Raw genomic sequence first — 23,028 nt, 5'->3', positions numbered from 1 at the left:
AGCCGGGTTGCCTCCACCGACACGCTGCAAGTACATCCATGTAGCGCTCGTCAAATGCCTTCCCTGGCATTTGACGGTCGGTTACGGCAATCCCTGCTGTTACTTCGCGAAACGCCGCTGTCGCTTGCTTTATGCTGTCAGTCAGCACTGTGCCAAACAAGGAGGCCGGAGGGTGTCTGCTTCGCCGTGCCCTCTGCGCCATGGATGGCGCAGCGGAGCCCCCACGGATGGGGTTACGGCGTGCCGGAGAAGCAGTGCCCTTTGGCCGACGTATTTGCAAGGCCTGACAAACGACTCGGCTTCAGGCGGTAATAATTCGCGGCAGGTTGTCGTCCTTGCGCAGGGTCAGCACTTCGCAGCCGGTCTCGGTCACCAGAATGGTGTGCTCATACTGGGCCGACAGGCTGCGATCCTTGGTGACCACGGTCCAGCCGTCGTTCAGCATCTTGCTGTGGCGCTTGCCCACGTTGATCATGGGTTCAATGGTCAGACACATGCCGGCCTTCAGCACCTCGCCGGTGCCCGGCTTGCCGTAGTGCAGCACCTGGGGCTCCTCGTGGAACTCCTTGCCGATGCCGTGGCCGCAGTATTCCCGCACCACCGAATAGTTGTGAGCCTCGGCATGCTTCTGAATGGCGGCGCCAATGTCGCCCAAGTGCACGCCGTCCTTCACCATTTTAATGCCCAGCTCCATGCACTCCTGGGTGACCCGGCACAGGCGCTCGGCCATAATGCCGGGCTTGCCCACGGTAAACATTTTGGAGGTATCGCCGTGGTAGCCGTCCTTGATCACGGTAATGTCGATATTGACAATGTCGCCGTCCTTGAGCTTTTTGTCCGACGGAATACCGTGACAGATCACATGGTTGACCGAAGTGCAGATGGACTTGGGAAAGCCGTGGTAGTTGAGCGGGGCCGGAATGGCCTGCTGCTCGTTCACGATATAGTCATGGCAGATCCGGTTGAGTTCGTCGGTGGTCACGCCGGGTTTTACATAAGGCTCGATCATCTCCAGCACCTCGGCGGCCAGGCGACCGGCCACGCGCATCTTTTCAATTTCTTCCGGGGTTTTTATGACTATGCTCATTAAACTCGTCTCTGTGAAATGGCTGGGCGATTAGCGGGCGTACCCGTGAAAGGGCCAAAAGTGTACCCTTGCCGGGCGGTAACTTCCAGCACCGAAATGGGCTCCGGCGCTGGTGTAGGCGGGGCAATTATGGTATAAAGCGCGCCGTGATACCGGGTTAAAAGTATCCGGCTTCGCACAACCATTCACTTTATTTAACACACACACACATCGGCACATGCTCCAGGGTGCCTTCGGGTCGGAGTCATGGGATGTGTGGAGGCCTAACCCAATACACTTTTGAGGAAATCATGGCACAAGTATCTATGCGCGACATGCTGAAAGCCGGCGTTCACTTCGGTCACCAGACCCGTTTCTGGAACCCCAAGATGAAGCCCTACATTTTCGGCGCCAGCAACCGGGTTCACATCATCAACCTGGAAAAAACCGTACCCCTGTTCAACGAAGCACTGAACTACCTGGGTAGCGTTGCCTCCAAGAAGGGCAAGATCCTGTTTGTTGGTACCAAGCGCGCAGCCTCTGAAGCCGTTAAAGAAGCCGCCACCAAGTGCGACCAGTACTACGTCAACCACCGCTGGCTGGGCGGTATGCTGACCAACTGGAAAACCGTGCGTCAGTCCATCAACCGCCTGAAGGATCTGGAAGCCCAGTCTCAGGACGGTACCTTCGACAAGCTGACCAAGAAAGAGGCGCTGATGCGTACTCGCGAAATGGAAAAGCTGGAGAAGTCCCTGGGTGGTATCAAGGACATGGGCGGTCTGCCCGACGTACTGTTCGTCATCGACGCCGATCACGAGCACATTGCCATCAAGGAAGCCAACAACCTGGGCATCCCCGTGGTATCTGTAGTTGACACCAACTCCAACCCGGACAGCGTTGACTACATCATCCCCGGCAACGATGACGCCATCCGTGCCGTTCAGCTGTACCTGAACGCCGCTGCCGACGCCGTGAACGCTGCCCGCGCCCAGGATCTGGCCGTGCAAGCCGAAGACAACTACGTCGTAGAAGAATAATAAAGACTGAGCCCCGCGCTCACGCCTTTATTAACCATACGCAAGTTATAGGTTAACGGGGGCCGGTGTGCCCCTGTTTTCTTGGAACAAGACCGAGGACATTACACATGGCAAACATTACCGCCGCCCTGGTAAAAGAACTGCGCGAGCGCACTGGCGCCGGCATGATGGATTGTAAAAAAGCCCTGATCGAAGCCAACGGTGACATCGAGCAGGCCATTGAAGACATGCGCAAGTCCGGCCAGGCCAAGGCCGCCAAGAAAGCCGGCCGCATCGCCGCTGAAGGTATCATCCTGGCTCGCCAGGAAGGCAACGTTGCCGTGCTGGTAGAAATGAACAGCGAAACCGACTTCGTTGCCAAGGACGCCGGTTTCCGTGCCCTGGGCGAGCAGATCGCCGACCTGGCCCTGGCCAACAAGATCGGTGACGTTGAAGTTCTGAAGGCCGCCACACTTGCCAGCGGTGAAACCGTTGAAACCGCCCTGACCAACCTGATCGCCAAGATCGGTGAGAACATGAGCCTGCGCCGCGTGGTGCTGGTGGAAGGCGACAACCTGACTACCTACCTGCACGGTACCCGCATCGGTGTTATCGCCAACCTGCAAGGCGGCAACGAAGAACTGGCCAAAGACGTGGCCATGCACGTGGCGGCTTCCAGCCCGCAGTTCGTCAAGCCCGAAGACGTGTCTGAAGAAGTAGTGGCCAAGGAGCGTGAAATTCAGGTGGAAATCGCCGTCAACTCCGGCAAGCCGAAAGACATCGCCGAGAAGATGGTTGAAGGCCGCATGAAGAAGTTCACCGGTGAAATTTCCCTGACCGGTCAGCCCTTCGTCAAGGATCCGTCCATCTCTGTGGGCGACCTGCTCAAGCAGCATGGCGCCGACGCCCTGGGCTTCGTGCGTTTTGAGGTGGGTGAAGGTATCGAGCGCAAGGAAGAAGACTTCGCTGCCGAAGTTCAGGCTCAGATCGCCGCTTCCAAGGGGTAATTCCCGCCTTTTTGATGCTATTCGGACCGCGGCATTTCGTCGCGGTCTTTCTATGACCAGGAATAGAAAGCATGAGTACCAATCCTAAACCCGCATACAGACGCATTCTTCTCAAGCTCAGCGGCGAAGCGCTGCAGGGAGAGGAAGGCTTTGGTATTGACCCCGCCGTACTGGAGCGTATGGCTCAGGAAATCAAGGAACTGGTGGAACTGGGCGTCCAGGTGGGCCTGGTGATCGGCGGCGGCAACCTGTTCCGTGGTGCGGGCCTGGCCAAGGCGGGCATGAACCGCGTGGTGGGCGACCACATGGGTATGTTGGCCACCGTGATGAACGGCCTGGCCATGCGCGATGCCCTGCACCGTGCTTATGTGAATGCCCGTCTGATGTCTGCCATTACCCTTGAAGGCGTATGCGACAGCTATAACTGGGCCGATGCCATCAGCCTGCTGCGCAAGGGCCGGGTGGTGATCTTCTCCGCCGGCACCGGCAACCCCTTCTTTACCACCGACTCGGCGGCCTGTCTGCGCGGCATCGAGATCGAGGCCGATGTGGTGCTCAAGGCCACCAAGGTGGACGGCGTGTTCAGCGAGGATCCGGTCAAGAACCCCGACGCCGAGCTGTATCATCACCTGGGCTATGACGATGTGCTCGATCGGGAGCTCAAGGTGATGGATCTGGCCGCCTTTACCCTGGCGCGGGATCACAATCTGCCGATTCGCGTGTTCAACATGAACAAGCCGGGTGCACTGCGTCGCGCCGTCATGGGTGAAACCGAAGGTACCCTGATCAGCAACAAGCTCTGATACACTGTGAGGGGTGAGGGGAAAAGTGTGAGGAGAATAGAGCGCAGACCAAACAGGTGCCGACTGTTGGTTTCCCCCTCACTCCTCACTCTTCACGCCTCACCGAGACAAAACAAGGATAACGACCGTGATAAACGACATCAAAACCGACGCCAAAACCCGCATGGAAAAAAGCGTGGAAGCGCTGAAAACCCAGATGAACAAGGTGCGCACCGGTCGTGCTCACCCCAGCCTGCTCGACAGCATTCACGTGGACTACTACGGTGCTTCCACGCCGCTCAACCAGCTGGCCAACATCACCACCGAAGATTCCCGCACCCTGGCGGTGACCGTGTTTGACCGCTCCATGATCCAGGCCGTGGAAAAGGCCATCATGACCTCCGATCTGGGTCTGAATCCGTCCAGCGCCGGCGCCATGATCCGCATTCCGCTGCCACCGCTCACCGAAGAGCGCCGCAAGGATCTGATCAAGGTGGTGCGCAACGAAGCGGAGCAGGGCCGGGTGGCCATTCGCAACATTCGCCGCGACGCCAACAGCAGCCTGAAGGCGCTGCTCAAGGACAAGGACATCTCCGAAGACGAAGAGCGTCGCGCCCAGGACGACATTCAGAAACTGACCGATCTCTTCATCAAGCAGGTGGATGACGCCCTGGCCGCCAAAGAAAAAGAGTTAATGGAAATCTGATAGTTACATCAGGTATAGTAGCCAACGCCGTGTAGCTGCCTGCACGGCGTTTGTTTTTGTGCAGGAGTGACTATGCCAGCAACGGCAGCATTTGAAGGCCAGCCGCTGCCTCGCCACGTCGCCATTATTATGGATGGCAACGGGCGCTGGGCCGAGCAGCGGGGAAAATTTCGAGTATTCGGTCACAAGGCCGGGGTAAAGTCGGTGCGTGCCGCGGTCAGGTTTGGCTACAAGCTTGGCCTCGATGCCCTGACCCTGTTTGCCTTTTCCAGCGAGAACTGGCGCCGGCCCGAAGATGAGGTCAGTGCCCTGATGAGCCTGTTTATCGCCGTGCTGGGCTCGGAGGTGCGCAAGCTGCACCGCAACAACATCCGGCTGCGCATTATCGGCGATCGCAGCGCCTTCGCCCCGCACCTGCAGCGCAAGATCAGCGATGCCGAATCCCTCACCGCCAACAACACCGGTCTGACCCTCAATATCGCCGCCAATTACGGTGGCCGCTGGGACATTACCCAGGCGACCCGGGCATTGGCCGAGCGGGTGGCGCAGGGCGAGCTGGCGGCGGCGGAGATCACCGAGGCGCTGATGCATGAGCACACCCAGCTGGCCGACCTGGCCCCGGTGGATCTGCTGATCCGTACCGGCGGCGAGCAGCGCATCAGCAATTTTCTGCTGTGGCAGCTGGCCTATGCGGAACTCTATTTTACCCCCGTGCTCTGGCCCGACTTTGATGAAGACGCCTTCAGCGAGGCCATTGCCGCCTTTGTGGGACGGGAGCGGCGTTTTGGCTGCACCGGCGCCCAGATAAGAGAGCTGCTGGAGCACAAGGCCGGCGCCGACAACGAATAATAACGACAAGGGTGAGCATGCAAGGCGAAAAGCCTTCACCCTCGAAGAGAGGACATTTCTTGCTAAAGCTTCGTATTATCACGGCCCTGTGCCTGATCCCCGTGGTGCTGGGGGCCATTTTTCTGCTGCCCCTGCCGTTTTTCGCCCTGTTTGCCACCGCCGTGTACCTGCTGGCGGGCCGGGAGTGGGGCCGCTTTATCGATACGCAAAAATCCAATGTGGTCATGGTGTTCCTGGCGCTGGTGCTGGTGGCGCTGATGGCCACCGTGCCCATCGGGCACATCTGGGCCGATGGCCTGCATGGTCTTGTCGCCGCCGTGCTGGGTGCCGGTGCCCTGTGGTGGCTGGCGGCCCTGCCGCTGGTGCTGGGTTATCCGGCCAGCAGCCGGCTGTGGCAACAGCGGCCCTGGCTCAAGGCGGTGTTTGCCCTGCTCAGCCTGGTGCCGTTTTTCTGGTCGCTGCTGGTGCTGCGCAGCTATCAGTATGAGCAGGATCCCCATTACGGTGCCTGGCTGCTGCTGTTTGTGATGGCGCTGGTATGGGCCGCCGATACCGGCGCCTATTTCGCCGGCAAAGCCCTGGGCAAACACAAGTTGTGCCCCAGGGTCAGTCCGGGCAAAACCCTGGAAGGCATGATCGGTGGCGTGCTTGCCGCCTGTGCCCTGGCGCTGGTGGTGGCCACCAGCCTGGGGCTGCCCGGCGCACAGCGCAATGCGGTGCTGCTGGCATCCATGGTGGCGGTACTGGCCTCGGTGCTGGGGGACCTGGTGGAAAGCATGTTCAAGCGCGAAGCCGGACTCAAGGACTCGGGCAGCATACTGCCCGGCCATGGTGGCGTGATGGACAGGGTCGACAGCCTGACCGCCGCCCTGCCCATCTTTATTGTGGTGTACCAGCTGGCGGGGCAGGGCTGACATGCAACAGCTGACCATACTGGGCGCCACCGGCTCCATTGGCCAAAGTACCCTGGCGGTGGTGCGTCGTCACCCTGAACGTTTTTCGGTGTTTGCGCTGACCGCCAGCCGTCGGGTTGAACCCATGCTGGCCCATTGCCTGGAGTTTGCCCCCCGCTTCGCGGTGATGGCCGACGCCATGGCGGCGGCCGAGCTGCGCCGGCAACTGCGTGATGCCGGCAGCGCCACCCAGGTTCTGCAGGGGGAGGCGGCGCTGAGTGAGGTAGCCGCTGCACCGGAAGTGAACCTTGTGATGGCGGCCATTGTCGGCGCCGCCGGCCTGCTGCCTACCCTGGCGGCGGTGCAGGCCGGCAAGCGGGTGCTGCTGGCCAACAAGGAAGCCCTGGTGATGAGCGGCGAGCTGTTTATCGACGCCGTGCATCATAGCGGCGCCGAGCTGCTGCCGGTAGACAGCGAGCACAACGCCATTTTTCAGTGCCTGCCCCTCGAGCTGCAGCGCAACCCCGGACGGGGTGATCTGGCCGCGGCCGGCATCGGCAAGATCCTGCTCACCGGCTCCGGCGGTCCCTTTCGCTACACTCCGGTCGCGGATCTGGCCGCCGTCACCCCGGCTCAGGCGGTCAACCACCCCAACTGGTCCATGGGGCCCAAGATCTCGGTGGATTCCGCCACCATGATGAACAAGGGACTGGAATACATAGAGGCACGCTGGCTGTTCAATGCCGCGCCGGCCCAGATGGAAGTGCTGGTGCATCCCCAGTCGGTGATCCACTCCATGGTGCAGTACTCGGACGGTTCCGTCTTGGCCCAGCTGGGCCAGCCGGATATGATGACACCTATCGCCCACACCCTGGCCTGGCCCGAGCGCATCGAGTCCGGCGTGGCGCCGCTCGACTTTACCCGCCTGGGTGAGCTCAGTTTTATGGCGCCCGACATGGCCCGCTATCCGTGCCTGCAGCTGGCCATGGATGCCTGCGCCGCCGGCCAGGGCGCCACCACGGCGCTGAATGCGGCCAACGAGGTGGCGGTGGCGGCCTTTCTGGAAGGCCGGCTCGGCTTTATGGCCATTGCCGGCATTAACCAAAAGGTCATGGACAGCCTGGGCGGCACCCGGGCGCAGGCGCTGGAAGACATACTGGCCCTCGACGCCGAGGCGCGCCGGCTGGCCGGACAACTGATCGAGACACGCGCATGACCGAAATACTGTGGAACCTGGGCGCCTTTATCATCGCCCTTGGCATACTGGTGGCGGTACACGAATACGGCCACTTCTGGGTGGCCCGCCGCAATGGCGTGCGGGTGGAGCGCTTTTCCATCGGCTTTGGCAAGCCCATCTGGCGCAAAACCGGTCGCGACGGCACCGAATACGTGGTGGCCATGATCCCTCTGGGCGGCTACGTCAAGATGCTCGACGGCCGGGTGGACGAGGTGCCCCCGGAGCTGGCGGATCAGGCCTTTAACAATAAATCGGTATGGGCACGCATGGCCATCGTCGTGGCCGGTCCCATGGCCAACTTTCTGTTTGCGGTGTTTGCCTTCTGGCTGATGTTCCTGATTGGCGTGCCTTCGGTCAAGCCGGTGGTCCGGGACGTGACCGCCGAGTCGCCCGCCGCCCTGGCCGGCATTCAGCCGGGCATGCAGATCACCGCCATCAACGGCAACGACATCCTGACCTGGGAGGACGTCAACTTTGCCCTGATCGGCCAGATTGGCGCCGAGCAGACCACCCTGGTGGTGCAAACCGACAGCGGCCGCCAGCAGCAGCTGACCGTGCCCCTGGCGCGCTGGCAGTTCGATCCCGACAGCGAGTCGCCCATCACCGCCCTGGGGCTGGTGCCCGAGGGCCCCCTGGCCACCCTGACCCTGGAGCAGGTAATGAAGGGGAGTGCCGGAGAGCAGGCCGGGCTTCTCCCCGGCGATACCCTGCTGAGCGCCAATGGAGAGCCTCTGAGCGACTGGGCGCAGTTTGTGACCCTGGTACAGTCTTCCCCCGAGCAGCCGATGGAACTTGTGGTGCGCCGCCATGGTCAGAGCCTCGACCTGGTGCTGACACCGGCGCTGCTTGAGACCGATGACAGGGCCATCGGCTATGTGGGACTGGCGCCGCAGGTGACCCCGGTGGACGATCGCTACCGCTTTGAACTGAGCTACGGTCCGCTGCAGGCCCTGTGGGAAGGGGCAGAGCGCACCTGGGAGCTGACGGTGCTGACCTTTCAGATGATCGGCAAACTGCTGACCGGCATCGTTTCCGTCGACAACCTCAGTGGCCCCATTTCCATCGCCAAGGGCGCCGGGGCCAGCGCCGGGTTCGGGCTGGTGTATTTTTTCAGCTTTATGGCGCTGGTGAGCGTGAACCTGGGCATTATCAATCTGTTGCCGCTGCCGGTGCTCGATGGTGGCCATCTGCTGTTTTACGGGGTGGAAGCCATCACCGGCCGGCCGGTGCCGGAGCGGGTTCAGGAGCTGGGATACAGAATCGGAGCGGCCCTGCTGATATTGCTGATGGGGCTGGCGCTGTTTAACGACATAGGTCGCCTGTGAGCGACAAGACACAAGGATCAAGTCAGGCTATGGCAAAAACAAGGGCAGTAAAGAACACGCTTGCCGCTTCCTGCCTGCTGGGCGCCAGCATGCTGGCCCAGGCGCAGAGCGGCATGACCCCCTTTGTGGTAGAAGACATTCAGGTAAACGGCCTGCAACGGGTCACCCTGGGCGCGGCATTGCTCAGCCTGCCGGTGCGGGTGGGGGAAGAAGTGGATCAGTCCCGCCTGGCCGAGGCCATTCGCAGCCTCTATGCCTCCGGCAACTTTGAGCAGGTGCAGCTGCTGCGCGACGGCGACACCCTGGTGGTGCAGGTGACCGAGCGGCCCACCATTGCCGGCATCAGCTTCAGCGGCAACAAGGAAATCAAGGAAGAGCAACTGCGCGAAAGCCTGGAAGGCGCCGGCGTGCGGGTGGGCGAGCCGCTGGATCGCACCACCCTGAGCGAGCTGGAGCAGGGCCTGGAAGACTTCTACTACGGCGTGGGCAAGTATTCCGCCAAGGTCAAGGCGGTGCTCACGCCGCTGCCGCGCAACCGGGTAGATCTCAAGTTTGAATTCGTGGAAGGCGAGGCCGCCGAGATCAAGCAGATCAACATTGTCGGCAACCGTGCCTTCAGCGAAGAGCAGCTGCTGAGCCAGCTGGAGCTGTCCGATGACGTGCCCTGGTGGAACTTCATGAGCGATCAGCGCTATCAGAAGCAGAAGCTGGCCGGCGACATTGAGACCCTGCGCTCCTACTACCGTGACCGGGGTTACCTCAAGGCCGACGTGACTTCCACCCAGGTGTCCATGTCGCCCGACAAGGAAGGGGTCTACATCACCCTGAACGTGACCGAGGGCAAGCAGTACACCGTTTCCGGGGTCAGCCTGCGCGGCAACCTGATCGACCGGCAGCGCGAGCTGAACGAGCTGGTGCCCATTGCCGCCGGCGATCTTTACTCCGCCGCCGACGTGGCCCACATGGAGGAGCTGCTGTCGCGTTTCCTCGGCCGCTTTGGCTATGCCTATCCGCGCATCAGCACCTTTCCGCAGATCGACGAAGCCAGCAACAAGGTGGAGCTGGTGGTCAACATCGAGCCGGGCAACCGGGTCTATGTGCGCCGCATCAACTTCAGTGGCAACGAGATCACCAAGGACGAGGTGCTGCGCCGGGAAATGCGCCAGATGGAAGGCACCTGGCTGTCAAGTGAAAACGTGGAGCAGTCCCGTACCCGTCTGAATCGCCTGGGCTACTTTGAAAAGGTGGACGTCGACACCCAGCGCCTGCCGGGCGAAGAGGATCTGGTGGATCTCGACGTCAAGGTCAAGGAGCAGCCCGCCGGCTCCATCAACTTCGGCGTGGGCTTTGGTACCGACTCGGGCTTCAGCATTCAGGCCGGCGTGGAGCAGGACAACTTCCTCGGCACCGGCAACCGGGTGGGCATCAACTCCCAGATGAACGACTACTCCAAGAACGTGTCGCTGGACTTTACCGATCCCTACTTTACCGTGGATGGCGTCAGCCTGGGCGGCCGGGTGTATTACCGGTCGTTTGAGTCCGACGACGATTATCTGGGCTCCGTCGATTATGAAAGCACCACCTACGGGGTGCGCGGCCTCACCGGCTTCCCCATCGACGAAAACAACAGCCTGAACTTCAGCCTGGGCTATGAGCACAATACCCTGAGCCAGCCGGATCGGCCCTCGCTGCAGTTGCAGGATTTCTGGACCGACAACGGCGCCAGCCCCGATGAAAAAGTCAGCTTTGATGACTTCGACGTCACCGCCGGCTGGACCCGCAACACCCTCAACCGGGGCGTGTTCCCTACCTCCGGCAGCCGCCAGAGCGTGGGCCTCAAGGTGACGGTGCCGGGCTCGGATCTGCAGTACTACAAGCTGAGCTTTGACGACGGCCATTACTTTCCGCTGGATCGCAAGCACAACTGGGTGCTGTACGGCAAGTTCCGCGCCGCCTACGCCGATGGCTACGGCAACACCAGCCGGCTGCCGTTCTTTGAAAACTACTACGCCGGCGGCTTTAACACCCTGCGCGGATTCAAGAGCAGCTCGGTGGGCCCGCGCGCGGTGTATAACGAAAACGGCAGCCTGACCACCGACGGCAGCGCCATCGGCGGCAACGCCCTGCTGGCGGGCTCGGTGGAGCTGATTGTGCCCACCCCCTTTGCCGGCGAAGACCTGCAGCGCTCCCTGCGCACCAGCCTGTTTATGGACGTGGGCACGGTATGGGATACCGAATACGATGCGTCCGAATTTGCCGGCTGCGTGAGCGGTTGCTATGACTTCGGCGATCCGGGCGAGTATCGTGCTTCCGCCGGTGTGAGCATGCAGTGGCTGTCGCCCCTGGGGCCGCTGGTGTTCTCCCTGGCCACCCCGGTTACCGAGGTGGAAGGAGACAAGACCGAAGTGTTCAACTTCAATATCGGCCGCACGTTTTAACTGCGTGAGGGGTGAGGAGCGAGGAGTGAGGAGATTTTTCCCCCTCACCTCCAACGCCTCACCCCCCACCGAACAAGGAGTAGGTAAATGAACAAACTGGTTAAACTGGCCGGCGCCCTGGCGCTGGTGATGACCGCAACCCTGGCCCAGGCCCAGGGCAAGATTGCCGTGGTGGATACCGCGGAAGTATTTCAGAAAATGCCCCAGCGTGACGTGGTACGTAACCAGCTGAAAAACGAGTTCGCCTCCCGGGTGAAGGAAGTGCAGCAACTGGAAGAGCAGGGGCGCAGCTTTGTGGAAAAGCAGCAGAAAGACATGGCCTTTATGAACGATCAGCAAAAGGCCGAAGCGCAGAAAAAACTGAATGAAATGCAGGCCAACTTTGTGCAAAAGGCGCGCGCGCTGGAAGAAGACCGGGCCCGCCGCGAGCACGAAGAGCGCCAGAAAATGCTGTCGCGCATCAAGGGCGCGATAGATGAAATCACCAAGGCGCAGGGGCTGGATCTGGTGCTGGAGCGGGGAGCCGTGATTTATGTCACGCCTTCTCTCGACATCACACAACAGGTGATCAGCCGCGTCAGCAAGTAACAAGAGCAAGCCCATGAGCGTAACACTGCAACAACTGGCCCAGGCACTGGGCGCCGAGCTGCACGGCGATGCGGCAAAGCCCGTTCACCGGGTGAACACCCTCGACAAGGCCGGCCCCGGCGAGGTCGCCTTTCTCACCGACGGCAAATACCGCCACCTGCTCAAGGACACGCGGGCCGCCGCCGTTATCCTTCGGGAAGCCGACCGCGAGGCCTGCCCGGTGGCCTGCCTGGTGATGAAGGATCCCTACCTCGGCTTCGCCCTGGCGGCCCAGGCCCTGGATACCACTCCGGCGCCGGCACAGGACATTCATCCCAGTGCCGTGGTGGCCGAAGATGCCAGCCTGGGCGAGGGGGTGGCCATTGGCGCCAATGCGGTGATCGAGTCCGGTGTGGTGCTGGAAGACGGCGTTATCGTCGGTCCCGGTTGCTTTGTGGGCAAAAACACGCGCCTGGGCGCACGCACCAAACTCTGGGCCAACGTCACCATCTACCACGGTGTGACCCTGGGCCACGACTGCCTGGTGCAGGCGGGCGCGGTGATCGGCGCCGACGGCTTCGGTTATGCCAACAACCAGGGCGAGTGGGTCAAGATCCCCCAGCTCGGCGGCGTGGTGATCGGCAACCGGGTTGAAATCGGCGCCTGTACTACCATAGACAGAGGCGCGCTGGAGGATACCCGCATTGCCGACAACGTGATCATCGACAACCAGTGCCAGATCGCCCACAACGTGGAGATCGGCTACGGCACCGCCATGGCGGGGGGCACCGTCATGGCCGGTAGTCTCAAGGTCGGTAAATATTGTATTATTGGCGGCGCTTCGGTGTTTAACGGCCACATGGAAATCTGTGATGGCGTCACCATTACCGGCATGGCCATGGTAATGCGTCCCATTACCGAGCCCGGCATCTATTCCTCCGGTATTCCGCTGCAACCGAACAAGGAATGGCGCAAAACGGCGGCGCGCGTGATGCGCATCGACGACATGCACAAGCGGCTGAGCCAGCTTGAAAAAAAACTGAACAACAACGACTAAGCACATTTTTTGGTAGGGTTTAATTTTGAGTAACGAACTGAATCAGTTGGACATCCAGGAAATTCTGGAACTGTTGCCGCACCGCTATCCTTTTCTGATGGTCGACAAGGTGGCTCACTACGAGATCAGCCCCGAGCGCAAGACCCTGCGCGGCATCAAGAACGTGTCGTTCAACGAGCCCATGTTCACCGGCCACTTTCCCAACAAGCCGGTGTTCCCCGGTGTGCTGATCCTGGAAGCCATGGCGCAGGCCACCGGCATTCTGGCGTTTAAAATGGTGGGCAAGCCCAAGCCCAACGAGCTGTATTATTTCGCCTCCATCGACAATGCCCGTTTCAAGCGCCCCGTGGTGCCGGGAGACCAGCTGGTTCTGGATGTGGTTTATCTGAAAGAGCGCAGAGGCATCGCCAAGTTTACCGGCGTTGCCAGCGTTGACGGCGAAGTGGTATGTACCGCCGAACTGATGTGCGCCAAACGCGAGGGTTGAGTGTGAGTGAACAAGGTGCAGTGATCCATGAAACCGCCATCGTCCATCCCGATGCCAAAATCGGCAAGGGCGTGGAGATCGGCCCCTGGACCCTGATCGGTCCCGACGTGGAAATTGGTGACGATTGCCAGATTGCCTCTCATGTGGTGATCAAGGGGCCGACCCGCATCGGCAAGCGCAACCGCATTTTTCAGTTCGCCTCCATCGGTGAAGACTGCCAGGACAAGAAATACGCCGGCGAGCGCACCGTGCTGGAAATTGGCGACGACAACATTATTCGTGAATCCTGCACCTTTCACCGGGGCACCACCCAGGATGAAAGCCTGACTGTGGTGGGCAGCCGCAACCTGTTTATGGTCAACGTGCACGTAGCCCACGACTGCCGCATTGGCAGCGACTGCATTTTCGCCAACAACGCCACCCTGGCCGGCCATGTGCACATCGGTGACCATGTGATTTTTGGTGGCCACGCTGCCATTCACCAGTTTGGCCGGGTGGGCAGCCACGCCTTTATTGCCGGCTGCGCCGCCCTTAATAAAGACGTGCCGCCCTATGTGATGGCCGCCGGCCACTATGCCAAACCCTTTGGCATCAATTCCGAAGGGCTGCGCCGCCGGGGCTTCAGCAAGGAGGCCATTTCCGCCATCAAGCTGGCCTACCGGGAGCTGTTCCGCAGCGGCAAAACCGTGGAAGAGGTGATTCCGGCGCTGGAAAGCCTGGGCGAAAAGCAGCCGGAAGTGGCCATCATGGTCGAGTTCCTCAAGTCCAACGAGCGCGGTATCATTCGTGCCTGAGGCTCCGTTGCGCATTGGCCTGGTTGCCGGCGAAGTGTCCGGCGACACGCTGGGCGCCGGGCTGATTCGCGAGCTGCGCCGGCGCCACCCGAATGCCGTTTTCGAAGGCATTGCCGGCCCGCAGATGCAGGCGGAGGGTTGCCGTGCCCTGTTCGAAATGGACGAGCTGGCGGTAATGGGGGTGGTGGAAGTGCTGGGGCGGCTGCCGCGCATACTGCACATTCGCCGGCGCATCATTGCGCACTTCACCGCCAATCCGCCCGATGTGTTTGTGGGCATAGACGCCCCCGACTTCAACATCGGCGTGGAGCACCGGCTGCGCAAGGCGGGCGTTGCCACCGTGCATTACGTCAGCCCGTCGGTATGGGCCTGGCGGCAAAACCGCATTCACAAGATCAAGGCGGCCACCGATCTGGTGCTGGCCTTTCTGCCCTTTGAAAAGGCCTTTTACGACCGCTTTGACGCGCCCTGCCGCTTCATTGGCCATACTCTGGCGGATAAAATGCCGTTGGTGCCCGACACTCAAGGGGCCCGGGAACGGCTGGGCCTGGCTGTGAATGGCCGCTACCTGGCGCTGCTGCCCGGCAGCCGCCATGCCGAGGTGACCCTGCTTGCCCCTGTGTATCTGGAGGCCTGCAAGCAGCTCAAGGTGCGCCATCCCGAGCTGGAGTTTGTGGTGCCCCTGACCAGCGAAAAGCGCCGGCAGGAGTTCCTGGCCATCAAGGAAAAGGTGGCGCCGGGACTGAAGGTAACCCTGGTAGAAGGCCGGGGCCGTGAAGTGATTACCGCCGCCGACGTGGTGCTGCTGGCGTCGGGTACCGCCACCCTGGAAGCCATGCTGGCCAAAAAGCCGATGGTGGTGGGCTACAGGCTGAAGGACTTCAGCTACTGGCTGGCCCAGCGGCTGGTAAAAACCGAGCATGTATCGCTGCCCAACCTGCTGGCGGATCAGACCCTGGTGGCCGAGCTCATTCAGCACGAATGTACGCCGGGCCATATTGTGGATGAAATCGGCAAGCTGCTCGACTACGACACCAGCGAGCTGGTTGACCACTTTACCCAACTGCACAAACGAATTCGCTGTAATGCCGACGAGCAGGCCGCCCTGGCGGTGCTGGAGTTGGCACGAAAACCATGACCGACATTATTTACCCCAGCGGCGTGCTGGTGGCCGGGGTCGACGAGGTGGGCCGCGGCCCCCTGGTCGGCGACGTGGTTACCGCCGCGGTGATCCTCGACCCTAACCATCCCATTCCCGGCCTCGCCGACTCCAAGAAAATCAGCGAAAAAAAGCGTGAGCAACTGGCGCCGCTCATTCGTGAGCGCGCCCTGGCCTGGGCCATTGGCCGCTGCTCCGCCGCCGAGATTGACCAGCTGAACATACTGCAGGCCACCCTGCTGGCCATGAGCCGGGCGGTGGCGGGTCTTTCCGTGCAGCCCGGTTTTGTGTTTATCGACGGCAACCGCTGCCCTCCGTTGCCCATGCCGGCCCGGGCGGTGGTAAAAGGCGACAGCCGGGTCGCCGAGATCAGCGCCGCCTCCATTCTTGCCAAGGTCGAACGGGATCACGAGATGCTGGCTCTGGACGCCAAATATCCCCAGTACGGCTTTGCCCGCCACAAGGGCTATCCCACCAAAGAGCACCTGGCGGCGCTGGCCCTGCACGGCGCCCTGGCCGAGCACCGCAAAAGCTTTAAGCCCGTGGCCCGGGCGCTGGAGGGCGCATGACCCCGAGCTTTATTCATCTGCGCATTCACTCCGACTTTTCCATGGTGGATGGCCTGGCCAAGATCGGCCCCATCAACAAGCGGGTGCAGGAGTTGGGCTACCCGGCGCTGGCCCTGACCGATGAGATGAACCTGTGTGGCCTGGTGCGTTTTTACGGCGATGCCCACGGCAAGGGGCTCAAGCCCATTGTCGGCACCGATGTGTGGGTGCAAAGCGAGGAACTGGGCGAGCAGTTGTTCCGGCTGACCCTGCTGGCCATGGACAACACCGGTTACCAGAACATTACCCAGCTGATCTCCAGAGCCTACCTGCGTGGCCATATTCAGCACAGGCCGGTGATCGACAAGGCCTGGCTGGCGGAGCACGGAGAAGGGCTGATTGTGCTTTCCGGCGGCCGGGAAGGGGACGTGGGGGTCTATCTGCTCAAGGGCAACCGGGCGCTGGCAGAGCGGTGCCTGGGGTTTTACCGTGAGCATTTTCCCGATCGTTATTACCTCGAGCTGCTGCGTACCGGCCGCCCCGACGAAGAAAGCTACCTGCACATGGCGGTGGCGCTGGCGGCGGCACAACAGCTGCCGGTGGTGGCCACCAACGAGGTGGTATTTCTGGACAAGAGCGACTTCGACGCCCACGAAATTCGGGTGGCCATTCACGACGGCTACACCCTGGACGACAAGCGCCGGCCCAAACGCTACAGCCCCGAGCAGTATCTGAAAAGCGCCGAGGAAATGGCCGAGCTGTTCGCCGACATTCCCGAGGCGCTGGAAAACAGCGTGGAAATCGCCAAGCGCTGCAATGTGACCGTGCGCCTGGGTGAATACTTTCTGCCGGACTTTCCCACCGGCGACATGAGCATTGAAGACTACCTGGTCAAGCGCTCGCAAGAGGGCCTGGAAGAGCGGCTGGAGTTCCTGTTCCCCGACCCGCAGGTGCGGGCGGAAAAGCGCGGCGAATACGACGAGCGCCTGCAGGTGGAGCTCGACGTGATCAACCAGATGGGCTTTCCCGGCTACTTCCTCATCGTGATGGAATTTATTCAGTGGTCCAAGGACAACGGCATTCCCGTGGGACCGGGCCGGGGCTCGGGCGCCGGCTCGCTGGTGGCCTATGCGCTGAAAATCACCGATCTCGATCCGCTGGAATTCGACCTGCTGTTTGAACGCTTTCTGAACCCGGAGCGGGTGTCCATGCCCGACTTCGACGTCGACTTCTGCATGGACCGGCGCGATGAGGTGATCGAGCACGTGGCCGAGCTGTACGGCCGGGATGCGGTCAGCCAGATCATCACTTTCGGCACCATGGCGGCCAAGGCGGTGGTGCGCGACGTGGGCCGGGTGCTGGGTCACCCCTATGGCTTTGTTGATCGCATCTCCAAGCTGATCCCCCCCGATCCCGGCATGACCCTGGCCAAGGCCTTTGAGGCCGAGCCCAAGCTGCCCGAGCTGTACGATCAGGATGAGGAAGTACGGGCCCTGATCGACATGGCCCGCAAGCTGGAAGGGGTGACCCGCAACGCCGGCAAGCACGCCGGGGGTGTGGTCATCGCCCCCACCAAAATCACCGACTTCTCGCCACTGTACTGCGATGCTGAAGGCCGCCACCCGGTCACCCAGTTCGACAAGAACGACGTGGAATACGCCGGCCTGGTGAAGTTCGACTTTCTTGGCCTGCGCACCCTCACCATCATCGACTGGGCGCTGGGCATGATCAACCCCAGGCTGGAGAAGGAAGGCAAGCCCCCGGTCGACATTGCCGCCATTCCCATCGATGACCAGGCCTCGTTCCAGCTGCTCAAGCGTTATGAAACCACGGCGGTGTTCCAGCTGGAATCCCGGGGCATGAAGGATCTGATCAAGCGCCTGCAGCCGGACTGTTTTGAAGACATGATCGCCCTGGTGGCGCTGTTCCGCCCGGGGCCGCTGCAGTCGGGCATGGTGGACAACTTTATCGATCGCAAGCACGGTCGCGAGGCGGTGTCCTATCCCGACGAGCAGTGGCAGCACGAGTCGCTCAAGCCCATTCTGGAACCCACCTACGGCATTATTCTGTATCAGGAGCAGGTGATGCAGATAGCCCAGGTGCTGGCCGGCTATTCCCTCGGCGGCGCCGACCTGCTGCGCCGGGCCATGGGCAAGAAAAAGCCCGAGGAAATGGCCAAGCAGCGCGCCGGCTTTGAAGCGGGCGCCGTGGCCAACGGCATCGACGGCGAACTGGCGATGAAGATCTTTGACCTGGTGGAGAAATTCGCCGGGTACGGTTTCAACAAGTCCCACTCCGCCGCCTATGCCCTGGTGTCGTACCAGACCCTGTGGCTGAAAACCCACTATCCGGCGGAATTCATGGCGGCGGTGATGACCGCCGACATGGACAACACCGACAAGGTGGTGACCCTGGTGGACGAATGCCAGCGCATGGGGCTGACCATCATTCCCCCCGACGTTAACACCGGCCGTTACCGCTTCACCGTCAACGAAGACGGTCATATCGTCTATGGCATCGGCGCCATCAAGGGGGTGGGTGAGGCGCCTATCGAATCCATCCTTGAGGCTCGCGAGCAGGGCGGGCCGTTCCGGGATCTGTTCGACTTCTGCAACCGGGTGGATCTGAAAAAGCTCAACAAGCGGGTGATGGAAAAGCTGATCCTTTCCGGGGCCATGGACCGGCTGGGCCCGCACCGGGCATCCATTATGGCGACCCTGGAAGAAGCCATGAAGGCCGCCGATCAGCACGCCAGAGCCGAGGCGCTGGGTCAGGGCGACATGTTCGGCGTGCTGGTGGAAGAAGACAAGGTCGAGCACGCCTTTGCCGACGTGCCACCCTGGCCCGACAAGATCTGGCTGGACGGCGAGCGCGACACCCTGGGGCTGTATCTCACCGGCCACCCCATCAACCAGTACGCCCGAGAGCTGCGTCACTACACCAGTGGCCGGCTGAGCGAGGTGCAGCCCGGCGGCCGCGACCGGGTGAGCACGGTGGCGGGGCTGGTGATCGCGTCCCGGGTGATGACCACCAAGCGGGGCAACCGCATGGGCATTCTTACCCTGGACGACAAATCCGGCCGGCTGGACGTGACCCTGTTCTCCGATGCGCTGGAACGCTATGAGTCTTTGCTGGAAAAAGATAAAATTCTGGTCATCAGCGGACAGGTCAGCTTTGACGACTTCTCCGGTGGCCTTAAAATGTCGGCCAGAGAAGTGCTTGACATCAGCGATGCCCGGGAGCGCTTTGCCCGCGGGCTCGCACTGTACATCGACAAAAGCCGCATCGATCAGGGCTTTTTTACTCAATTGCTGGACATACTCACGCCGGTAAGGGCGGGCGTATGTCCTGTGCGTGTGACCTATAACCGACCCGGCGCAAGAGCCGAGCTCACTCTGGGCACCGAGTGGCGGGTAACCCCCACCGACCAGATGCTGGAATCGCTCAGGGCCTTGCTGGGGCCGGACAAGGTCGAACTGATTTTTGACTAGAGGGCAGCCATGAGCCACCATTTCCTGGATTTTGAACAACCCATCGCCGAGCTTCAGGCCCAGATTGAAGAGCTTCGTCACGTGGGCGAAGGCGAGGGCCTCGACATCGACCTGGACGAAGAGATCAGCCGGCTGGAAGCCAAGCGTGACGAGCTGACCAAAAAAGTCTTCGGCAACCTGGGCCCCTGGCAGATTTCCCAGCTGGCCCGCCATCCCCGTCGCCCCTACACCCAGGACTACCTGGAGCTGATGTTCGGCGAGTTTGACGAGCTGGCCGGTGACCGCGCCTATGCCGACGACAAGGCCATTGTGGGCGGGGTGGCCCGCTTTGACGGCCGCCCCGTCATGGTGATTGGTCACCAGAAGGGCCGCGAGACCAAGGAGAAGATCAAGCGCAACTTCGGCATGCCCCGCCCGGAAGGCTACCGCAAGGCCCTGCGCCTGATGGAAATGGCCGAGCGTTTCAATATGCCGATCCTGACCTTTATCGACACGCCCGGTGCCTATCCGGGTGTGGGGGCGGAAGAACGTGGCCAGAGTGAAGCCATTGCCCGCAACCTGAAGGTGATGTCCGGCCTCAAGACCCCCATCATCTGCACCGTGGTGGGCGAGGGCGGCTCCGGCGGTGCCCTGGCCATTGGCGTGGGCGACCGGGTCAACATGCTGCAGTATTCCACCTATTCGGTGATCTCGCCGGAAGGCTGCGCCTCCATTCTGTGGAAGAGCGCCGACAAGGCTTCGGTGGCCGCCGAAGCCATGGGCATTACCGCCGGCCGCATTCACGAGCTGGGCCTTATCGACAACGTGGTGGAAGAGCCCATGGGCGGCGCCCACAGCAACCCGCTGCTGATGGCCGAACGCCTGAAAGCCCGTCTGGCCACCGACCTGGCCGATCTCGACCGGCTCGACACCGACACCCTGCTTGAGCAGCGCTACCAGCGCCTGATGAAGTACGGTTATTGCTAAGTCGGTGATGCCGTTGCCCCGTTGAAGCGGGGTCTGCGAACCAGCAGGTCCCGTTGACACGGGGCCTGCGTTGAATAAATACTCGCCTCCATGTCTCTCTGCGACCACTTTCACCGCCACCTTCAGGCACTGTATCCGGCCGGTCCGCTTTTTGTGGCCTTCAGCGGCGGGCTCGACTCCACCGTGCTGCTGGCGCTGGCCGCCAGGCTGGCCGCCGAACAGCAGCGCGATATTATGGCCCTGCATGTGCACCATGGCCTGCAGGCGGCGGCCGAAGCCTGGCCGGCCCATTGCCGGCAGGTGGCAAAACGGCTGGGGGTGGAGTACCGCATGCTGAAGGTGAAGGTGAACACCGGCCCGAGGGTGAGTGTGGAAGCCGCCGCCCGCGACGCCCGCTATGCCGCCCTGGCGGCGGAGCTGCCGCCGGGCGCGGCCCTGCTCACCGGGCACCATCTGGACGATCAGGCCGAGACGCTGCTGCTGGCACTCAAGCGCGGCGCCGGCATCAAGGGGCTTGCCGCCATGCCGGCATGCAAGCCGCTGGGCCGGGGGATACAACTGCGGCCGCTGCTGGAGGTTGAGCGCGCCGAGCTTGAACGCTTTGCCACTGAGCAGGGCTTACGCTGGGTAGAAGATCCGTCCAATGCCGACAACCGCTTTGACCGCAATTTTCTGCGCAACGACATTCTGCCCCGGCTGTTGACGCAGTGGCCGGCCTTTGCCCGCACCGCCAGCCGCAGTGCCGCCTTGTGCGCCGAGCAGCTGGAGCTGGCTCGGGAGCTGGCCGAGCAGGATCTGCGGCCGCTGCTGAATGCCAGCAACGGGCTCGGCATTGCCGGCCTTTCCCGGCTCAGCCCGGCCCGGCGCAACAATGCCCTGCGCCACTGGCTGAGCGAGCGAGGAATGCATTTAAGCCGCAGCCAGCTTGAGGTGGCCTGGACCGAGCTGGCCCTGGCCCGGGAAGACGCCGATCCCGTGGTTAAGATTGGCGGACAGGAATTACGGCGCTACCAGGAGCATTTGTATGTGCCGGCGTTGCAGGGGGCACCGGTTGCCGTTTCGGCCCTTCAACCCGGGCAATGGCTGGAGCTGGGCGTAGGCCGGCTGCGGTGCAGGCGGGTGGAAAGTGGTGCGCAAATTCGCGCCGATGTGCAGCCAAGCGAGCTGCACATCGCCTTTGGGATCTCCGGCCTGCGCGCAACCCCGCTGGGCCGCAGTGGCTCCCGGTCGTTAAAAAAACTGTGGCAGGAATACGGTGTGCCGCCCTGGCAACGGCCGCGGGTGCCGCTACTGATGCACAAAGACAAGCTGGTCGCCGCCGTGGGTTTGTTTGTGTGCGCCGACTACGCCCCTGAACCCAGCCAACCCGGCTGGCAGCTGGAATGGGAGCCATATGCACTGTAGGCGGTTCAGAACACGCCGTCCGCCTGCAATAGTGCCCGTGCTCCTCACCGCCCTCACGTCTTTCGTCTTACCTCTGCCGTCTCACGTTCCGGTCTTTCGCAACGTCACGTCCAGCTTCAGAAACAAGCACACCTCCTCCAGCCGCGCCCGCGTGTCGGAATAGCCCAGATCGATCAGCTCCCGGGTATAGTCTTGCTCAAACAGCAAAAAGCTGGCCAGGCCGGTGGCATCTCCCGCCTCCACGCCAAACAGCCGCAGCAGGGTGCGTATGTTCCAGGGCAGGCGTTGAAAGTGTTTGACCGTCAGTTCATCCAGGTTCCGGCTGGGCTTGAGCACCAGGTTGTCGATGTGGCGCAGCGACAGCTGCTCGCGCCGGCGCTCGGGGATCAGCCGAATGGTGCTGTTAATGCGCTGCAACCGTTCAATATCCGAGGTGAGCGCGTCGGTAAAAATGGTGTCCAGCAGGTGGCCGGCAATGTCGGAGCTGCTGGGGTCGCTGGGCAAGTGGCCCTCATCCGGCTCCTCGTGCGCCAGGGAAATAATCAGAATACGGCTGGCGCCCAGGTGAATGGCGGGGCTGAGCGGGTTCAGCTGGTGAATGGAGCCGTCGCCATAAAAATGGTTTTGCAGCCGGCAGGGCTTGAACACAAAGGGCAGGGCGCTGCTGGCCATCAGGTGCGGCGTGGCAATAATGGACGAGCGGCCCGAGCGGCCGGCCCGGGCCCAGGGCTGATGGTAGGGCCTGCCCTGAAAAAAGGTGGTGGAATCGCCGGTGTTGTAATTGGAGGCGGTGACCGCCAGCACTTCCAGGGCGCCGTAAAGCAGGTTGTTGTCGATGCGCTGAAAGTCGATCAGGGTTTCCAGCAGTCGCTCGAGCGGGCTGTTGTCGAACAGCGGCAACGCCATTTGGGTGGGCTTGCCCAGCGCTCCCTTGATCAGGCTTTTGGCCGAGTGGCGAACAATACGGCCCAGTTGCAGGCGCAGTATTTTATGGGTGTTGAGATGGCGCCACACGTACTCCAGCTTGCGTACCCCGAGGTGAAAGCAGGAGGCATAACAGGCCAGCGCGGTGGCGTTGATGGCGCCGGCCGAGGTGCCGCACAGAATGGGAAAGGGAATGGCATGCCCTCTTGGGTAGCACTCGGCAATGGCCTTGAGCACCCCCACCTGATAGGCGGCCCGGGCGCCACCGCCGGTCATCACCAGGGCGCAGGCATTGCTGGCTTCTCGTTCCAT

At 61.8% G+C, this 23,028-nt stretch carries 20 protein-coding genes; 18 read left to right on the top strand and 2 right to left on the bottom strand.

Going from position 1 to position 23,028, the window contains the following annotated elements; translation table 11 throughout:
• Positions 1 to 301: 301 nt before the first annotated feature.
• Positions 302 to 1,087: a type I methionyl aminopeptidase gene (map, locus tag PU634_RS10185; RefSeq protein ID WP_306760681.1), complete on the bottom strand. Its 786-nt coding sequence runs from the start codon at positions 1,085 to 1,087 to the stop codon at positions 302 to 304.
• 290 nt (positions 1,088 to 1,377) lie between these two features.
• Here map and rpsB point away from each other — a divergent pair, with 290 nt between their 5' ends.
• The 18 genes from rpsB to tilS all read left to right on the top strand — a co-directional run bounded on the left by rpsB (position 1,378) and on the right by tilS (position 21,792).
• Complete coding sequence (gene rpsB, locus PU634_RS10180; protein WP_306760680.1) at positions 1,378 to 2,103, top strand: 30S ribosomal protein S2; 726 nt, start codon at positions 1,378 to 1,380, stop codon at positions 2,101 to 2,103.
• A 107-nt stretch (positions 2,104 to 2,210) separates the two neighbouring features.
• Positions 2,211 to 3,089: a translation elongation factor Ts gene (tsf, locus tag PU634_RS10175; RefSeq protein ID WP_306760679.1), complete on the top strand. Its 879-nt coding sequence runs from the start codon at positions 2,211 to 2,213 to the stop codon at positions 3,087 to 3,089.
• Positions 3,090 to 3,160: 71 nt separating this feature from the next.
• Positions 3,161 to 3,892: a UMP kinase gene (gene pyrH / locus PU634_RS10170; protein WP_014293058.1), complete on the top strand. Its 732-nt coding sequence runs from the start codon at positions 3,161 to 3,163 to the stop codon at positions 3,890 to 3,892.
• Between the two features lie 127 nt (positions 3,893 to 4,019).
• Positions 4,020 to 4,577, top strand: coding sequence for a ribosome recycling factor (gene frr, locus PU634_RS10165; RefSeq protein WP_306760678.1), 558 nt, complete (start codon positions 4,020 to 4,022; stop codon positions 4,575 to 4,577).
• 72 nt (positions 4,578 to 4,649) lie between these two features.
• Positions 4,650 to 5,426, top strand: a complete 777-nt coding sequence (uppS, locus tag PU634_RS10160; RefSeq protein ID WP_306760677.1) for a polyprenyl diphosphate synthase — start codon at positions 4,650 to 4,652, stop codon at positions 5,424 to 5,426.
• A gap of 59 nt (positions 5,427 to 5,485) precedes the next feature.
• Entirely contained in the window at positions 5,486 to 6,340 is an 855-nt protein-coding gene (locus tag PU634_RS10155) for a phosphatidate cytidylyltransferase (protein ID WP_306760676.1), read from the top strand.
• Between the two features lies 1 nt (position 6,341).
• Entirely contained in the window at positions 6,342 to 7,535 is a 1,194-nt protein-coding gene (gene ispC / locus PU634_RS10150) for a 1-deoxy-D-xylulose-5-phosphate reductoisomerase (protein WP_306760675.1), read from the top strand.
• Positions 7,532 to 8,881 (top strand): sigma E protease regulator RseP, encoded by a 1,350-nt coding sequence (rseP, locus tag PU634_RS10145; protein WP_306760674.1) that lies wholly within the window; start codon positions 7,532 to 7,534, stop codon positions 8,879 to 8,881. The genes ispC and rseP overlap by 4 nt, the downstream gene beginning before the upstream one ends.
• A 29-nt stretch (positions 8,882 to 8,910) precedes the next feature.
• Positions 8,911 to 11,319: an outer membrane protein assembly factor BamA gene (gene bamA, locus PU634_RS10140; protein ID WP_306760673.1), complete on the top strand. Its 2,409-nt coding sequence runs from the start codon at positions 8,911 to 8,913 to the stop codon at positions 11,317 to 11,319.
• Between the two features lie 87 nt (positions 11,320 to 11,406).
• Positions 11,407 to 11,907, top strand: a complete 501-nt coding sequence (locus PU634_RS10135) for an OmpH/Skp family outer membrane protein (RefSeq protein ID WP_306760672.1) — start codon at positions 11,407 to 11,409, stop codon at positions 11,905 to 11,907.
• A gap of 13 nt (positions 11,908 to 11,920) precedes the next feature.
• Positions 11,921 to 12,943: a UDP-3-O-(3-hydroxymyristoyl)glucosamine N-acyltransferase gene (lpxD, locus tag PU634_RS10130; RefSeq protein ID WP_306760671.1), complete on the top strand. Its 1,023-nt coding sequence runs from the start codon at positions 11,921 to 11,923 to the stop codon at positions 12,941 to 12,943.
• 25 nt (positions 12,944 to 12,968) lie between these two features.
• Positions 12,969 to 13,430, top strand: coding sequence for a 3-hydroxyacyl-ACP dehydratase FabZ (gene fabZ, locus PU634_RS10125; RefSeq protein WP_014293049.1), 462 nt, complete (start codon positions 12,969 to 12,971; stop codon positions 13,428 to 13,430).
• A gap of 2 nt (positions 13,431 to 13,432) precedes the next feature.
• Positions 13,433 to 14,224, top strand: a complete 792-nt coding sequence (lpxA, locus tag PU634_RS10120; RefSeq protein WP_306760670.1) for an acyl-ACP--UDP-N-acetylglucosamine O-acyltransferase — start codon at positions 13,433 to 13,435, stop codon at positions 14,222 to 14,224.
• On the top strand, positions 14,217 to 15,362 hold the full coding sequence (gene lpxB, locus PU634_RS10115; protein WP_306760669.1) for a lipid-A-disaccharide synthase: 1,146 nt from the start codon (positions 14,217 to 14,219) through the stop codon (positions 15,360 to 15,362). The genes lpxA and lpxB overlap by 8 nt, the downstream gene beginning before the upstream one ends.
• Complete coding sequence (gene rnhB, locus PU634_RS10110; RefSeq protein WP_306760668.1) at positions 15,359 to 15,952, top strand: ribonuclease HII; 594 nt, start codon at positions 15,359 to 15,361, stop codon at positions 15,950 to 15,952. Before lpxB ends, rnhB begins: the two co-directional genes overlap by 4 nt.
• A complete protein-coding gene (gene dnaE, locus PU634_RS10105) occupies positions 15,949 to 19,422 on the top strand; it encodes a DNA polymerase III subunit alpha (protein WP_306760667.1) in 3,474 nt (1,157 codons plus the stop codon). Before rnhB ends, dnaE begins: the two co-directional genes overlap by 4 nt.
• A 9-nt stretch (positions 19,423 to 19,431) precedes the next feature.
• The gene (accA, locus tag PU634_RS10100) at positions 19,432 to 20,388 is read left to right on the top strand and encodes an acetyl-CoA carboxylase carboxyl transferase subunit alpha (RefSeq protein WP_306760666.1); all 957 of its coding nucleotides are present in this window, start codon (positions 19,432 to 19,434) and stop codon (positions 20,386 to 20,388) included.
• 90 nt (positions 20,389 to 20,478) lie between these two features.
• A complete protein-coding gene (gene tilS, locus PU634_RS10095; RefSeq protein WP_306760665.1) occupies positions 20,479 to 21,792 on the top strand; it encodes a tRNA lysidine(34) synthetase TilS in 1,314 nt (437 codons plus the stop codon).
• Positions 21,793 to 21,873: 81 nt separating this feature from the next.
• Here the strand turns inward: tilS and PU634_RS10090 are convergent, their stop codons facing one another.
• On the bottom strand, positions 21,874 to 23,028 hold the full coding sequence (locus PU634_RS10090; protein ID WP_306760664.1) for a patatin-like phospholipase family protein: 1,155 nt from the start codon (positions 23,026 to 23,028) through the stop codon (positions 21,874 to 21,876).

It is taken from the genome of Oceanimonas pelagia, assembly GCF_030849025.1.
Lineage (GTDB): Bacteria > Pseudomonadota > Gammaproteobacteria > Enterobacterales > Aeromonadaceae > Oceanimonas > Oceanimonas pelagia.
Note: the sequence above shows the minus strand (reverse complement) of the source record. Positions and strands in the feature narration are given on the sequence as shown.